The organism is Paraeggerthella sp. (genome assembly GCF_048427265.1).
Classification (GTDB): Bacteria; Actinomycetota; Coriobacteriia; order Coriobacteriales; family Eggerthellaceae; genus Paraeggerthella; species Paraeggerthella hominis.
In genome coordinates this window covers 25,120-40,785 of sequence record NZ_DBFOSR010000014.1, presented here as the reverse complement: position 1 = coordinate 40,785, position 15,666 = coordinate 25,120, and the positions used below count along the sequence as shown (strand labels likewise).

The 15,666-nt window shown below is 63.4% G+C and carries 11 protein-coding genes and 1 tRNA gene; 3 read left to right on the top strand and 9 right to left on the bottom strand.

Annotation, left to right across the window (positions count from 1 at the left end; genetic code table 11):
* Window positions 1-74: 74 nt before the first annotated feature.
* Window positions 75-3,029, top strand: coding sequence for a SpaA isopeptide-forming pilin-related protein (locus ACMNI9_RS01445; RefSeq protein ID WP_418830517.1), 2,955 nt, complete (start codon window positions 75-77; stop codon window positions 3,027-3,029).
* A gap of 149 nt (window positions 3,030-3,178) precedes the next feature.
* Here ACMNI9_RS01445 and ACMNI9_RS01440 read toward each other — a convergent pair whose 3' ends face one another.
* Window positions 3,179-5,251, bottom strand: a complete 2,073-nt coding sequence (locus tag ACMNI9_RS01440; protein WP_418830522.1) for an elongation factor G — start codon at window positions 5,249-5,251, stop codon at window positions 3,179-3,181.
* A gap of 317 nt (window positions 5,252-5,568) precedes the next feature.
* Between ACMNI9_RS01440 and ACMNI9_RS01435 the strand changes: the two genes are divergently transcribed.
* On the top strand, window positions 5,569-5,910 hold the full coding sequence (locus ACMNI9_RS01435) for a hypothetical protein (RefSeq protein ID WP_225748778.1): 342 nt from the start codon (window positions 5,569-5,571) through the stop codon (window positions 5,908-5,910).
* Between the two features lie 43 nt (window positions 5,911-5,953).
* On the opposite strand, the gene modD is transcribed toward ACMNI9_RS01435, so the two are convergent.
* The 4 genes from modD to ACMNI9_RS01415 all read right to left on the bottom strand — a co-directional run bounded on the left by modD (window position 5,954) and on the right by ACMNI9_RS01415 (window position 11,008).
* The gene (gene modD, locus ACMNI9_RS01430; protein WP_225748777.1) at window positions 5,954-6,796 is read right to left on the bottom strand and encodes a ModD protein; all 843 of its coding nucleotides are present in this window, start codon (window positions 6,794-6,796) and stop codon (window positions 5,954-5,956) included.
* Between the two features lie 431 nt (window positions 6,797-7,227).
* On the bottom strand, window positions 7,228-8,844 hold the full coding sequence (locus tag ACMNI9_RS01425) for a DUF4179 domain-containing protein (protein ID WP_418830514.1): 1,617 nt from the start codon (window positions 8,842-8,844) through the stop codon (window positions 7,228-7,230).
* Window positions 8,841-9,452: an RNA polymerase sigma factor gene (locus ACMNI9_RS01420; protein WP_418830511.1), complete on the bottom strand. Its 612-nt coding sequence runs from the start codon at window positions 9,450-9,452 to the stop codon at window positions 8,841-8,843. Before ACMNI9_RS01420 ends, ACMNI9_RS01425 begins: the two co-directional genes overlap by 4 nt.
* Window positions 9,453-9,706: 254 nt before the next feature.
* Entirely contained in the window at window positions 9,707-11,008 is a 1,302-nt protein-coding gene (locus tag ACMNI9_RS01415) for an amidohydrolase family protein (RefSeq protein WP_418830508.1), read from the bottom strand.
* Between the two features lie 142 nt (window positions 11,009-11,150).
* Between ACMNI9_RS01415 and ACMNI9_RS01410 the strand changes: the two genes are divergently transcribed.
* Entirely contained in the window at window positions 11,151-11,996 is an 846-nt protein-coding gene (locus tag ACMNI9_RS01410) for an Mrp/NBP35 family ATP-binding protein (protein WP_114567800.1), read from the top strand.
* Between the two features lie 797 nt (window positions 11,997-12,793).
* Here ACMNI9_RS01410 and ACMNI9_RS01405 read toward each other — a convergent pair.
* The 4 genes from ACMNI9_RS01405 to ACMNI9_RS01390 form a co-directional block, all read right to left on the bottom strand.
* A tRNA-Ala gene (locus ACMNI9_RS01405) sits at window positions 12,794-12,869 on the bottom strand.
* A 179-nt stretch (window positions 12,870-13,048) separates the two neighbouring features.
* Window positions 13,049-13,348, bottom strand: a complete 300-nt coding sequence (locus tag ACMNI9_RS01400; protein ID WP_114567804.1) for a CDP-alcohol phosphatidyltransferase — start codon at window positions 13,346-13,348, stop codon at window positions 13,049-13,051.
* A 103-nt stretch (window positions 13,349-13,451) separates the two neighbouring features.
* The gene (locus ACMNI9_RS01395) at window positions 13,452-14,084 is read right to left on the bottom strand and encodes a tryptophan-rich sensory protein (protein ID WP_418830503.1); all 633 of its coding nucleotides are present in this window, start codon (window positions 14,082-14,084) and stop codon (window positions 13,452-13,454) included.
* Between the two features lie 318 nt (window positions 14,085-14,402).
* Window positions 14,403-15,647, bottom strand: a complete 1,245-nt coding sequence (locus ACMNI9_RS01390; RefSeq protein ID WP_225748774.1) for a peptidase U32 family protein — start codon at window positions 15,645-15,647, stop codon at window positions 14,403-14,405.
* Between the last annotated feature and the right edge of the window lie 19 nt (window positions 15,648-15,666).

The following is a 15,666-nucleotide window of genomic DNA, read 5'->3' as shown; positions in this document are numbered from 1 at the left end:
CCTGCTAGAACGCCTCGCTATGATGGAGCCACGGCATCGCGCTGGTGCCGCCATCGGCGAGAAAGGGAACGGCCATGGATCGGCGTCGCGCAAACAACCGTGCGGAAAGCGGAAAGGGCTTCGAACAGCTGAAGCCCTTTCGCTCCGAAGCATCCGACCGAGGAGCGCTCATTTGGTTTCTCGCAGCACTAGGCATAGCCCTGATCGTAAGCCTTCCCTGCTGCGCGCCGCAACCGGCGCACGCCGCGCCCTCGACCATCAACGGCACCTGCTACGTCGAATGCACGAACCCCGAAATCGACGAGCCGATGGGAGGCAACACGTTCGTCGTGCGCTTCCCGCAATACGGAATCGAAGCCACGGGGCACTGCACGTCGGGCCCGATGTACGGAACCCCGCTTCCGGGGCACTACCCGTTCACGGGAACGCGCCTTGGCAACGGCGGCTATGCGATCGCCATCGACTGCTCGGACGCGGGCATGTACCCGAACCACTACTCGCCCCTAGGCGCGCAGAACGTCGGAGAATTCACTATCTACCTGCACGGATCGGTCGAACTTCAAAAGCACGGAAACCCGGCGTACGAAAACGCGGTGCCCGAGGCGTCCGTCGAAGGAGCCCGGTACCAATTAGTTGCCGCCGACGGCTCGGCATGCGCCTCCCTGACCACCGATGCCAAGGGAAAAGCGACGGCAGCCGACGTTCCCCTCGGTCGATACCGGCTGGTGGAAACCGCGGCATCGCCCGGCTACGCCCTGGACGAATCGGATCAGACCATCGTTGTCGAAGGGGGCAAAACCTCTTACGCAAACAGCTGGGAGCCTCCTTTGACCGGATCCATCGGCCTGCAAAAGACGTCGTCAGCACCCGCGGTAACGAACGAAAACCCCTGCTACGCCCTTTCCGGCGCCGTGTACGGCGTATACGATGACCCCGCTTGCACCAACCAGGTGCAGACCATCGTAACGGACGCAAACGGTTTCGGGCAAAGCGAAGCAACCCTATGGCCCGGATCATATTGGATCAAAGAGGTTTCGGCACCGAAAGGCTACGCCCTGAATGCGCAAAGCTATCCCGTTGCGCTAAGCGTGAAAAGCTGCCTCGACGGCAAGGCTCCCCTTGCAAGGGTCGTCGACGAACCGCAGCTTGCCCTTGTCGAGCCCGTCGCACTAAAGATCGATGCGGAATCGGGGACCTCGCAGGCACAGGGCGATGCGACCCTTGCCGGAGCGGTTTTCCAAGTTGAGCATTTTGCCGGCGTGTTCGCAACGCCGGAAGAAGCCGCCGCATCGGGGCTCTCGCCCACGCTCACCCTCACGGCCGTCGCCGACGAGCAAGGCGTTGCGCGTATCGACCCCGCTTTGCTTCCGTCGAACGGCGCCGGATCGGGGCTGCCGCTGGGAACCCTCGTGGTTCGCGAGGTCTCGGCACCGCAAGGGTACCTGCTTTCCGAATCGCCGGCCTTCGCCTGCCCGATCACGGCATCGGGCGACAAGCCGCTCGACGCGCTGTTTCACGCCGCCGAAGTACCCGATCGGGTAATTCGCGGAGACATCGCCATCCTCAAGGTAGGCGCCGGCGAAGGAACCACAGGAGACAAGGCCGAGAAGCGCCCGCTCAAAGGCGTGGCGTTCGATATCGTGCACAAGGCAAGCGGGCAAGTTGCAGCGCGCATCGTCACCGACGACCAAGGCCTCGCCGCCACCGCGCACGCGAAAGACCCCGAACAGGCGGGGGCGCTGCCCTTCGGCACGTACCTTGTGCAGGAAGACCCTGCCACCACACCCGCCGGATACCAGGCCGCCCCCGCGTTCCCCGTCACCGTGGCGGATCACGGGCGCACCTACTCCTACACGGTCGAAAACGATACCGGGACGTTTCTGAAGGTGGTGAAACGCGATGCGGATACGGGCCGAACGATAGCCGGACGCACCGTGTTTCGAATCCTGGACCGCTTCGGCAATGCAGTGCCCTTCAATGCCGATAGCGATGGCGACGCGAAGGCCGAAACCGAGTTCGCCACCGACGAATCGGGCAGCTGCCTGCTGCCCGGAAAGCTCAACGGCGGAGAAACGTACTGGGTGCAGGAAATCACACCGCCGTACGGCTACGTGCTGGACGCAAATCCCGTGCCGTTCTCTCTCGCTGCCGGAAACGGGCACGATCCGAAAGACCCCCTGGTCGTCGCGATCGAGAACAAGCCCCAAACGGCTTGCCTGACCCTTCGCAAGACCGATGCCGCAACAGGGCTGCCCCTAGCCCGACCCGGCATCAGCTGGGAAGTGCGCGCCGCTCAAGACGTGGTCAGCGCCGACGGAACCACGCGTGTATCCCAAGGAGAAACGGTTGCAACGCTGATCTCGGACGACAGTGGTTCGGCATGCGCAACAGGGCTTCATCTGAGCGCGTACGAGATCATCGAAACGCAGGCGCCGCAAGGCTACGTCCGCGCAACCGAGCCCCTGCGGGTCGAGCTTGCCTACGGCGACCCGTCGCAGCCGTGCGTCCATGCAGAAGTCCAGTTCCCGAACCAGTCGGCCCAAGGCTGCATAACCATCGCGAAAACCGATGCCGTCAGCAAAGAGCCGCTTGCCGAAGCGCTGTACGAGATTCGCGCAGCGCACGACATCGTCGCCGCCGACGGGTCGGTGCTTTTGCGAGCCGAAGACGTAGCGGCCACGCTGCTCACCGACGATTCGGGAGCGGCAACCACCGCGCCCTTGCCGCTCGGCCGCTACGAAGCGGTCGAAATCCGAGCCCCGAAGGGCTACCAGATTGACGAGGCCAAGCACCCCGTGGAGCTTGCGTACCAAGATCAAGAGACGCCCCTGGTGGAAGCGCGCTTAGACCTTGCCGACAGTCCCCTGCCTGACGATCAGCCCGAACCCGCTATCGCCGAAACCGGAGACGGTGCGCAATCCGCAGCGCTCTCGATCACGGGCATCATAGCCGCCGCGGCCTTCCTGGCAGTCGCATCGTTCAAAAAAGCTGCAGGACCTTCCGTCCGAGCGGGAACCCGATGCGCCTGATCCCGCAGCCGCCGCACGCGCCCCGGAAGCTGCCAAGCCCAACGTCGAGCAAACCTTGGCGCAGCGCGGGTTCAACACATGAAAAAGCGCGCCGCCCGAACGAACGGGCGGCGCGCCTCAAACCTTGCAAACGCACCTCGCAAACGATGCTAGTTCCCTGCGGCCCTTGCTTCCTGATACGCTTCGACCAGCTTCTTCGTCACTTCGGCGGGCGCGGGCTCGTATCCTTCCAGCTCGATGGAGTACGACCCCGATCCGCGCGTGATCGAGCGCAGATCCTTCGTGTACGTAACCACCTCGGCGTACGGCACGCGCACCATGATGACCGTCTCTCCCGCATCGTTGGAGTCGGTGCCCACGATGCGCCCGCGGCGCGTGGAGATATCGCCCATGACGGGGCCGGCGTACTCCTCCGTCACGGTCACGTCAAGCGTGGCCATCGGCTCGAGCAGAATGGGAGAGGCTTTCTCGCATGCCGCGCGGAAGCCTATGCGCGCTGCGGTCTTGAAAGCCATTTCATTGGAGTCGACCGCATGGTAGGAGCCGTCGAACACAGCGCACTTGACATCGACCATAGGATACCCGGCTAAGAAGCCCTCGGTCATCGCGTCTTGCACGCCCTTGTCGACCGCCGGGATGAACCCGCGCGGAATCTTGCCGCCCACGATCTCGTCCGAGAACTCGTAGCCGCCGCCGGGATTCGGCTCCAAGCGCAGCCAGCAATCGCCGAACTGACCGGCACCGCCCGTTTGCTTCTTGTGACGGCCCTGCGCTTCGGCAACCTTGCAGATGGTCTCGCGATACGGAATGCGGACGGGCACCAGCTTCGCCTCGACGCCCGTCTGCTCCTTGAGTCGGGCCAGCAACGTGTCCACCTGGGCATCGCCCATAGCGGTCACGACGGTCTGATGCGTCTCCTCGTTGCGGCTCACGCGCAGCGTGGGGTCGTTCTCAACGGCGCGCGTCAGGAACGTGCCCAGCTTGTCCTCGTCCTTCTTGTTGACGGCCTCGATGGCAACCGGATACTGCGGAATGGGAAGCGGCAAGGGATCGATAGCCACGGAGCCCGACTTCGACAGCGTGTCTCCGGCGCGCGTGTCCGTCAGCTTCGGAACCACGATGATGTCGCCCGCCTTCGCGCTCTTCACGTCCGTGGCTTCCTTGCCCATCATGACGTACAGGTGACCCAGCCGATCCTTCTTCCCCGTGCGGGCGTTCACCAGCTCCATGCCCGGCTCGAGCACGCCGGATATGACCTTGAAGAAGCTCAAGCGACCGACGAACGGATCCGATACCGTCTTGAACACGAATCCGGCAGGCTCGCCCGTCTCGTCCACGAACGTTTCCTCGCCGTTGGCCAAGCGGAAGCGGCCATGATGGCGCGGATGGGGGAAGTAGGTGGCGATGTCTTCCATGACGCCCTGTATGCCCTGCTTGATGATGGTGGACCCCACGAACACGGGAATGAACAGCTCTTGCGCGATAGCCTTGTCCAGCAGCTGCTCCAGCTCCGCCTGCGTAAGCTGCTCTTCGCCGTCCAGGTACTTCATCATCAGCTCGTCGTCAGCCTCTGCCACCAGGTCGCACAGCTTGTCGCGCGCCGCCTGGGCCGCATCGGCGTAATCGGCGGGAATGTCCTCGACGCGCTCCGCGTCGCTGCCCTCGTCGAAATAGCGCGCCTTCATGCGAATGACATCGATGACGCCCTTGAAGTCCGCATCGACGCCGATGGGGATGGTCACCGGGCCCAAACGCGACCCGAAGCGCGCATGCAGAAGTGCCATAGCGGTGTCGAAGTCGGCGTTCTCGCGATCGATATGATTGATGAACACGGCGCGGGAAAGACGCATGTCCTCGGCCTCGCGCCACAGTTTGGTGGTCATGACCTGCGGTCCCGCCACGGCATCCACCACGAACAAGGCCATCTCAGCGGCTTGCATGGTAGCCAGCGTATCGCCGATGAAATCCGGGTGCCCCGAAGTGTCCAGCAGGTTGATCTTGTAATCCTTGTACGGAACGGGAGCGATGGACGTGCCGATGGTGAATTTGCGCCGGATCTCCTCATCGTCGTAATCGAGGTAGGATTTCCCGTCGTGCGTCGTGCCCATGCGGGGCGTACGACCGCTGACGTGCAGCATCGCTTCGGCGAGCGACGTCTTGCCGGCGCCGTCTTGGCCCACCAGCACAATGTTGCGCACGTGTTCGGTAGCAGGAGCTGCCATGTTGACCACCAACTTTCGTGTTGCGTGATCCTGCGCCTTCGCCATGAATTCCCAGGCGCGAACCACAGTCGAGCCTTACATGCCTACTTCACTCTCGCGCTCGATGCGCGAAAACCGCTGCCATCAGTGTATCGCATGCAAGCGCCGGTCGCGAGCAGATAATGACCGCAGACCTTTGAAGAAGTCGCAAAGAATTCGTTACCGAACGATGACAATGCCGCGAAGAGAAGCAATATCGGATGCCGAGCGAAAACGCGCCCCGTATAATCGAGGAAACCACACCGCGGGTTCAGCCCGCCGACCGCAAGCGAGGACGTATGAGCAAGCACGCACCCATCATCGACGTCAGCCCCGTTGCCAGCGCACGCGACAACGCAGGTCAGACGCCTTCCAGCCACGATCGCTTCGTGGCACCGTCGTTCGGAAAGCAGGCGGCGAAGAAGCCCGCAGCCCCTGCCGCTTCGGCAACGGTCATAGGCGCAGACGGGACCGCCGCCAGCAAGCCCAACCCCATAGGAGGCGCGGTGCAAACGGTCGTCGGCGGCGCGATCATGCTGCTGGGAGTCCCCATGCTCGTTTTGCCCGGCCCCGGCTTGGTCGCCATAGGAGGCGGAGCCGTCATCGCCGGGAAGGGCATCAAGAAGATCCTGGGCAAATAGCCCCGCACGCAACCGGACGCCCCGACGGCGAGACCGGACGCTCTCACACCGCACGCATGCGCACGCTCATATCGAGCGGCTTCGCCGAAAACGGCGCGGTCGTAGCCAACCCATCAACGCCCGTCGCAGCATACGCGCCGGCGTTGCGGGGATTCACGCCCCCCGCCGCGACGAGTGTGCAGCGCGGGTCGATCCGACGCAGCTCTTGAACCAGCAAGGCCAACTCGTCCGTCGGGATCTTGTCCAGCTGCAGGCCGTCCACCCCGGCGCGCGCCAACATGCGCGCTTGCTCGGCATTCGCCTCTACGAACAGCTTTTTCTCGATGCAGCGGGCTTTGATGGTCGGCAGCTGCTCGACGAACGCGTCGAATCCGCCGAAGAACGTAAGGTGATGCTCGAACACGAGCACCGTTTCGGACAGCCCCAACCGGTGAGGGAACGCGCCGCCCGCCATGACGGCCTCGGTCAACAGATCCTTCGCACCCGGCATGCTCTTGCGCGTGGTCAGCACCTCGCAGCGAGGGTTTCCCGCATGCGCGGCATCCACCATGGCGCGCGTCTTCGTGGCCACGGCCGACAGATGGTCGAACACGTTGAGGCACACCTTCCATGCCGCGTGCAAGTCCGCCGAACGACCGCGCACGGTCATGAACGTCTCGCCAGCCGCCACGCGATCCCCGTCGGCCGCAGCCGAAACCACCTGGCAGCCCAGCTTCGCCATAATGCGCGTCACCACTCCGACGCCGGCCAGCACGCAATCCTCGCGCGTGAAGTAGTCCATCTCCCCCGACTCGTCGCCAATGCCCAGCACGGCGCACGTCAAATCGACGTACGGCACGTCCTCGGCAATGAACCCATCGATTCGCGCATCGGGCATCCTCAGCATAGAACCGGCTCCCTCCATCGACATGTTCGATCACCAGCGCAAACCAAGCCGCGCAACGCCCGCGCAGCAGACGACGAGCGACGCGCGGCAGACGGCAGGCGGCTTGACCGCTGCAGAATTATCACCAATCCAGAATAGTGCTTTTCCGCCCGTTCGCCTAGCTGAACTTTCCGCAGCGCCGCGGGGGCTCGGCCGCGCTTGCCGACGAGCCAGCATGAATGCGAGGCGGAAAGCAGGCGCGCGAAATGCGGGCGCGAATGAAGACCCGTGACAGTTTCGAGCGCAACCGGAACCGCGTGCCAATTCGCGCCCACCTCCTGAGTGCAGGCCGCCAAGCAAGAGTCGACGCGGCTACGCCCGGAACCGCCGAGCGCAGCGACCATGCGCTGCGCTCGGCAACCTCGAAGCAAGCGTTGCCAACCGGCGAACCTTTAAGCGAACGACACGGTCTGCGCCGCATCCGACTCCTCGCGGTATTCACCGAACGCGCTGCGATAGCCGTAGCTCGTCAACCCGCGCAGCTCTTCGTCGCTCGCCGCATAATACGACGTCATCTGCACCAGTTCGCCCGTCAAGTAATCGCGCTTCCTCCACACGATGGCCGAGTGGTAGCCTTGCCCTGTCTCGCCGGTTTCAGGATTCGTCCACGTGCTCACCAGGGGCGTTGCATCTTCTTCGGGAATAAGCTCCATATAGCCGCCCATGGCCTGCCAGCCGTAAGGCTTGAGCGTGATGCTCACCGTCCTATCCTTCACGTCCCAGCCGGCCAGCTCGTAGCCGCCGTATTCGCTCGTGGGCAGCTTCGCGCCTATCTGCGAAACGTCGATCTGCTGCGAGTTCCCGTCGTCGAGCGCCTTGCGCTCGTCAACGGAGAGGGACTCCCAATCCACCGCGTTCAACATAGGCGTGAACGTGACGCTCTTCGCATCGGGGGAAAGGTTCGCGTACTCCACCACGTAGTCCCCCGCCGGATCGATGCCCCCTCCATCGCCCGCTCCCACCGGCACCAATACGTTGCCCCGGTCATCGGCCACCTTGAGCATGCCGGGCGCCAGCGCGCTATCCGGCACGCGGTACAGGGGCCGACCGCTCTCCTCGGTAGTTTCCACCTCGTCGTTGCGAACCACCATCACCGTGCCCAGCTCGGACGACGTGAAGCGCTTGATGCCCATGGTCTTCTCGCCTGCGCTCGTGAAGAACGTCAAATCCTGCGACCCCAGCTCGCGCGGCTGGTCGACCGTGCTCAAATCCAAGCCGGCGTCCATCGAGAAGTTCGCCGTACCGCTTTCGGCATCCGCGCTCCAAGGAGCCCAGCTTTTCAGCACGACGTCCACCTGGTCGGGCAGCGTAGACTCCGGCACGATGCGCTGCATGACCTTCACCTTGCCGTCCTCCATGTACGCGTCAAGCTGGTCAACGGAGCCGGTGCCCAAAGTTTCGCCGTTGCTTGTCAGCTCGTATCCAAAACGTGGAGCCAAGTTCTGCAGCTTCGACCAGTCGTTTTCCTGAGAACCCTGGTAGTTCGACAACTCCGACAAGTCGAAGCCGCCGTCTTCTTCAAGCGTGAAGAACAGGTTCACGATGCTGCGATCGCACGACACGGAGTCCAGCGTCACGCGCACGCCTTCCACTTCCGCCGTCTGCCCCACATCGGCCTGCAAGCTGGAAACCCCCTTCTGCAAGCTGCTGTACACGGGCAGGTTCTTGCCGCCCTGGAAAAACAAGGCGTCGCCCGGCTGCATCTGCAGCAAGCGGGATCCCGCATACGCCGCGCCGCCCAGCATGGCCGCCGCCGCAACAGCGGCCGCAGCCACCACAAAGCCGCGCCTGGTCAGACGCTTTCCCGTAACCGGATGCACGGCCTCGTCCTCGCTTGCCGACGCATTCGAACCCGCAGCCGTCCCGGATACCGCCGACATCTGGGGGATGGAATCGAGCGAGGCGTACGTGCGCTCAAGCTTGGCACGGGCCTCGGGGGGCATCGGGTCGTTCATGCCGCGCGCCAGCAGGCGGCGCAGTTCATCATCGTTGTTCATAGGGTGCGTCATCGGGCCACCTCCGCTTTCTGGTTGTCGTTTCCGCAGTACACGTCCTTGAATCGAGAGCGTGCACGCGCCAGCCGCGCGCGCACCGCGCCAACCGACACGTTCAACATGGTCGCAATCTGCTGCGTGGGAAAATCGTCGAGGTAGAACAGCGTGAGCACCAGGCGATCGTCAGGGGGAAGCTGGGCGATCGCGCGGCGCACGTCCATCGCTTCGTCCCGGTCGGCTCGGTGCTTTCCCCCGGCAATCACGCGAAAGTCGTCAAGAGGAACCGTATCGGCCCCGCCCCTCTCGCGGTCGTCGCGGCTTGAGGGCGCATCGGTCTGAAACGCCTCGGGAGCGTAAGGGGCTTCGCGGCTTCGCTTGTCGCGCATATCGAAGGAAACCCTCAACGCGATGCGCATGAACCAGGTTTCCACGTTGCTGCGCCCTTCGAATCGAGGGATGGCTTGCCAGGCTTTGACGGCCGCCTCTTGCAGCGCATCGGCCGCATCGCACTCGTTCCCAAGCACCGCCAAGACCGCTCGCCATAGCGCAGGCCTGCTTCGCTCGAACAGCGCGACGAACGCCTCGCTGTCGCCTTTTCGGGCTCGTTGCATCAAATCTTCCAAAAGCGCGTCCTCCTCATCTTCGGCCGTTTCATCATTAGACGGCCCGGCCGGCAAAAACGTTACGCGCTTTTGCCCGGTTTCTCGAAAAAGGGCGAATACGCGAAGAATGCGGCGCGCTCGGAACCGGCCCGCAATGAAAAAGGAGGGCCTTCGCACGAAAGCCCTCCCCTATGGATTTCGGAGCCGAACCGTCCGGTCAACAGCCAGAACCCCTTAAAGCACAAGAAATAGAAGTACCTGATCAGAACCTTTTTCTACAACTCCCCGATGATGCGCTTCGTGCGCGCGGACACCTCGGCCTTGGCGCGCTCGACGTCGATCGTGGGCCACGCGCCGTCGCGGTACACCACGCGCCCGTCGCACATGGTCAGGCACACGTCGGCACCATGGCCCGCGTACACCGCGTTCGAGAGCGGGTCGGTCATGGGCGCCCAGGACGGGCCCGACGCGTCGAGCACGCACAGGTCGGCCCGCGCCCCTTCGGCCACCAGGCCGCAGTCCTCGCGCCCCTGCGAGAGCGCGCCCGCGCGCGTGGCGGCGGCGAGCGCCTGCTTGGGCGAGACCGCCGCCGGGTCCTGCGTCGACCCCTTGTACAGCAGGGCCAGCAGGTACAGGTCCTGGAACATGTCGTGGTTGTTGTTCGAGGCCATACCGTCGGTGCCCAGGCACACGCTCACCCCGCGCTCGAGCATCTTGGGGACGGGGGCGAAGCCGCTGCCCAGCTTCATGTTGGACGCGGGATTGACGGCCACGTGCACGCCCTTGGCCGCCAACACGTCGATGTCCCCGTCGTCCACCCATACGCAGTGGGCCGCGGTCACCGGGCCGTCCAGCACGCCCAGGCTCTCGAAGTAGCGCACGGGCGTCAGGCCGCCGTGGCGCTGCTTGCACTCCTCGTGCTCCAGCTGCGTTTCCGACACATGCACCTGCAAGCGAAGCCCGCGCTCGCGCGCGAACTCGGCCATGTCGGAGACCGCCCGCGGGTTCGACGTATACTCGGCGTGGATGTTGCAATCCACCACGATGCGCCCGTCGGCCGCGCCTTGGAAATTCGCGATCAGGTCGATGAGCTGCGACTGCAGCGGCAAATCGTCCAGCCCCACGTCGCCGAACGCGATCAGCGAGTCGCTCAGGTTCATCTTGATGCCCGCATCAATGGCGGCGCGAGCGCCCTCCTGCATGTGGTAGTACATGTCCGAAAAGCTCACCACGCCGTAGCGCACCATTTCGGCGCATGCCAACAGCGTGCCCCAGTAGCAATCTTGCGGGGTGATCTTGGCCTCGAACGGAAACACCGCGTCGTTGAGCCACGCCTGCAAGGGAAGGTTCTCCGCGTAGCCGCGCAGCAGCGTCATGGGCGCGTGCGCATGCGCATTATACAGCGCGGGAAGCAAGAGCTTTTCGCGGCCGTCATACACTTCGCCGAATGCTTGGGCGGCGGCGGACTCGGGCGGCGTGTCGCCCAAGTAGGTAATGCGCCCGTCCGCAACACCCACCCATTGATTTTCGCGAAAGTCCAGGTTATCGTCGAGTAGATTGATATTTGCAAACAGCATGCGCGCCCTTTCTTTCGCGGACCGCATCGTGCGTAGCCCGCTTTCTATCCGTTTCGTTGCTTCAGCTTATGCTATCATGCGCGGTACGACGAGAGACGCGCCCGCCGCAGACGGGCGTTGAAAACCCAGAAAGAAGGAAGTCATGGCAGAAGAATGTTCGCATGAGTGCGGCAGCTGCGGCGTGTCCGGTTGCGGCGATCGCACGGCCCAAGGTCCCTCCACCATCGAAACCAACTCCCGCAGCAACATCAAGCACGTCATCGGCGTCGTATCCGGCAAAGGCGGCGTGGGCAAGTCGCTCGTGACCAGCCTGCTGGCCAGCCAAATGCAGAAGCGCGGATTCAACGTGGGCATTCTGGACGCAGACGTCACCGGTCCTTCCATTCCCAAGACGTTCGGCATCACCAACCCCCTGGCAGCCGACGCCGACGGCATCCTGCCGTCGCAGACGCAAAGCGGCATCAAGGTCATGTCCACCAACCTCATGCTTCCGAAAGACGATGTGCCGGTAGCATGGCGCGGGCCCGTGGTCAGCAACGCCATCCGCCAGTTCTACAGCGAAACGAACTGGGGCGAGATCGACTACCTGTTCGTCGACATGCCTCCGGGAACCTCCGACGTGCTGCTCACCGTGTTCCAGTCGCTGCCGGTTGACGGTATCGTCACCGTGTCGGCCCCGCAGGAGCTTGTGGCCATGATCGTGGGCAAGGCCGTGAACCTGGCTCACGACATGAACGTCGAGCTGCTGGGCCTGGTGGAGAACATGGCCTACTTCAAGTGCGACAACTGCGACAAGGAGCATCATATCTTCGGCGAGCCCCAGGGCTCCGTCGTGGCAGAGCGCTACAACATCCCCGCCTACGCCACCCTGCCCATCGATCCGGCGTTCGCGCGCCTGTGCGATGCCGGCCGCGTGGAGGATTACGACGTGGACGGAGCGCTCGACCCCATCATCGCCCAAATCGAGCAGGCCTGCGCCGCGGAATAGAGAACCCGGCAAGGCATCGCTAGACACCCCTCCCCAACCTCGACGAAGACCTCCTCGGACGTTGCTGCAAGCGTTCGGGGAGGCCTTCTTGGTTTTGAGGGAGAAGCGCGGCCCATTGGACAGGAGCGACCCAGCCCTGCGCCGCAGCCGCCCCCGGGTCGCGGACGTGCCGTAGTCGCCCCTGAACCGCGGACGTGCTGCAGTCGCTCCCGAGTCGCCGACCCGCGCTGCGGCTCCCCGGGCTGTCGATCCGCGCCGCAACCGCCCTCCGGGTCGCCGTTTCGCCCCATTCCCATCGGCAGCGCGCGAAAAAACGCCTTCGCTGGCAGGTTCTGACGGTTTGAGGTCGTTTGATCCGGCGGGACGGGCGCCCGGGAAAATGCAATTCAGCAGCTAGGATCCATGATCAGGCAAAACGCAAAACGGGTCCGGCGGCGGCGAAGAGTATGGCCGGCTCGGCAACCCCTAACCGTCAAAACCTGCCAGCGAAGGCGGTTTTTCGTGCGCAAGTTCCTTGTAGACGTTAATTCACCAGCAAAACTCGCTCGTTTTGACAGAAGGTCGAGCTTTCGCGGCACCGCGAAAAAACTCGGTTCCATTTCGCAGTCCATACGCATGCGCGACGCGGCGTGCCCCACAGGCCGATCGCCGTATATCGTGCTGTACCCCGTGTCCCGTGCGCATCGCGCCGCTCACGAGAACGTACGGTGAAAATTCATGGGGGGACCCACATTTGTGATATTTCCCCAAACATAAAAAAGCAGGCCAGACAATCACTGCCTGACCTGCGTAATTAATGGTGGAGCCTAGGGGGATCGAACCCCTGACCTCATGGCTGCCAGCCATGCGCTCTCCCAGCTGAGCTAAGGCCCCTTCAAAAGTGCGAGGACTAGTATACCCGAATCAGATCGAGGGTCAAGCGGTTTTTTGAAAAAATTTTTGAGCATGGGCACAAGCACCCTCGAGCACTTTCGAGCGCCCTCAAGCAGCCGCACTGTGCCTCGCGCGCAAAAAAGAAAGGCGGCCGTTCGATCGACCGCCTTTCGGCTTTGCTATTCGGTTTTCTCGGACGCGTAGAATGTCGCTTCGTCAAACAAGTCGGCGATCGATTTCCCGTCCGCAAAAGGAAGCGTCAAGAACTCGCTCACCGTAGGCACCAGGTCGCTCGCGTCGACATAGTGCCCCTTGTCGTTGAGCCGATCGGTAGCCTGAGCGCGCCAGTACCGGTCGTTCACGTCGGTAAGGTAGTACGTTGCGCTGCCGACCTCCATGTACACGGAATGCTTCGCGTGCAGGTAGTTCGGCAGCTCGTCAAAGGATACGTCGAGCGCCTCCGCTGCTTTCGTTCCCATAACAACCCCTTTCGTCCGGGATTACCTTGCGCTTATCATAGCAAGAAGCGCGGGGCGTTTCGTCGAAAAACAAATATTAGCTGTCCGCGAATCGAAGAAACGCCTAGGCTCGCCCGCGCGACGCGCTGCGCGACTTCGCGAAAGACACAAGCATTGGCAGCCCGCCAAGAGCGCAGAGGACCCATACGGCCACAGCCGTCACCGACGACACCTCGAGCACATGCACGCCAACGCCCACCAGAGCCCATAGAAACACCAGCTGAAACGTCACATCGCCAAACTTCGCCCACATGAAAAGACCCAGGGAAACAACGCCCGCCGTCAACACTACGACGGACAACCCGTTCAAAAGCGGAACGCCCCCTCCAACCGCCCGTGTGACCACGATAGCCAGATTCGACAACGTCGCAACCGTCACCCATGCCGTATAGATGGAAACGGGAACCCAGCCAGCAAGAGAATCGGTCCCCCGCCTGACGGTCAAATACAGCGCCGCCAGAACAAACCAGTCGATCAGAATAACGACGAAGGAAGCAGCGATCATCTGGAAATGCCACAGCACCAGCCAGAGCACGTTCAAAACGCTGCTCGCAACGAACAAGCCGGCCGTCGGCGTGAAGAGCCTACGTCGGGCGGAAGCGCCTTTGGTGTAGGAAACCAGCCACACGATCAGCGCCACATAGATCAAGGACCAGATGGAAAACACGTAGCCCGCCGGTGTGAACCAGGCGAACACCCCGTACGCAACCGTCGCCGACGTAACACCCCAAGCCGCCCGGCCTCTATGGCCACGTTTCCCGCAACGGTAAGCACGTACGCAGTCCACATAACCACTGTCTCGGGCGTTAGGCGGCCGCGATGCCCGCCCGATTCGACGGCGGACGAACGACGCGTGGCGACGGATGCGGTTGAAGCACGATACGCACGACCGGACATGGTGCACCTCGCTTTTCTAGGAGCATTGAAGCTGCTGAGGATCGATACCTCAGCATAGCCCCAAGCAGGCGCGACAAGCGTAACGGGACCCTCTCGATAAGGGATCGCTTCGGTACGCTCAGCTCATGCGGATGCGCAGGAAGTCGCCCGGCCGAAGCTCGGCCTCGACCAAGAACGCATAAGACTCGGCAGCGCGGTTCGCAACGGCCACCGGCACGGGCGCCGGGCAAGGATCGTCCTCGTCGGGCCGAGGAACCCACGCAAGGTTTCGCGCCGACACGAAGCCCACCGGCCGACGAGGCGAGAGGACCTCCAAGCGGTCGCCTTCGCAGAACCGGTTCCGACAGGTCGCGCGCACGCGCCACAGCCCTTCCCCGGCGGGCTCGCACGACTCGACCGTGCCCGCGTGCAGGCATTCCTTCAGGTAGCCGTCGCGGTCGGGCGCCTGCTCGGCGTCGCCGTAGTAGAACCCCGTGCCGTACGGGCGATGGGAAATGGCAAGCAGCTCCGAAGCGACCTCGGCCGGATCGGCCCCGTCGAGCACCGAGCGGTACGCGTGCACCACCGAGGCCACGTAGAACGCCCGCTTGTTGCGTCCCTCGATCTTGAACGAATCCACGCCCGCGGAAGCCAGGTCGTCCAGATGCACCAGCATGTTGAGGTCCTGCGCGTTCATGACGTAGGAGCCGCGCACGTCCTCCTCGATGGGATAGTACTCGCCCGGGCGCTTCTCCTCCACCAACGCGTAGCTCCAGCGACACGGCTGCGTGCAGTGCCCCTTGTTGCCCGAGCGCCCCGCCATGACCGAGCTGATCAGGCAACGACCGGACACCGCCATGCACATGGCCCCGTGTACGAACGCCTCGATCTCCAGCTCGCGCGGCGCATCGGCGCACATGCGGGCAATGTCCTCCACGCTCATTTCCCGCGCGCACACCACGCGCGACGCCCCCAGCTCATGCCAAACGCGCGCCGCTTCGGCATTGGCTACGGAAGCCTGCGTGCTCACGTGCAGCGCCACGCTGGGCGCATGCCTCTGCGCAAGGCGAAACGCCCCCAAGTCGCTCACGATGAACGCGTCCACCTGCGCGGCGGCAAGCGCCTCGAGGTATTCCGGCAGCGCCGCCAAATCGTCTGCATGCATAAGCGTGTTCATGGTCACGAACACGCGAGAACCCGCAGCGTGCGCGAACGCGACCGCGTCGGGGATATCGGATAGCGCGAAGTTCTCGGCACGCTGGCGCATCCCGAACCGATCGGCAGCTAAGTACACCGCGTCCGCGCCGAAGCGCACGGCAGCCTCCAGCTGCGCACGCCCTCCAGCGGGGGCAAGCAGCTCGGGAGTACGATTTTGACCAAGCATAGTCGAAACCTCGTTGTTC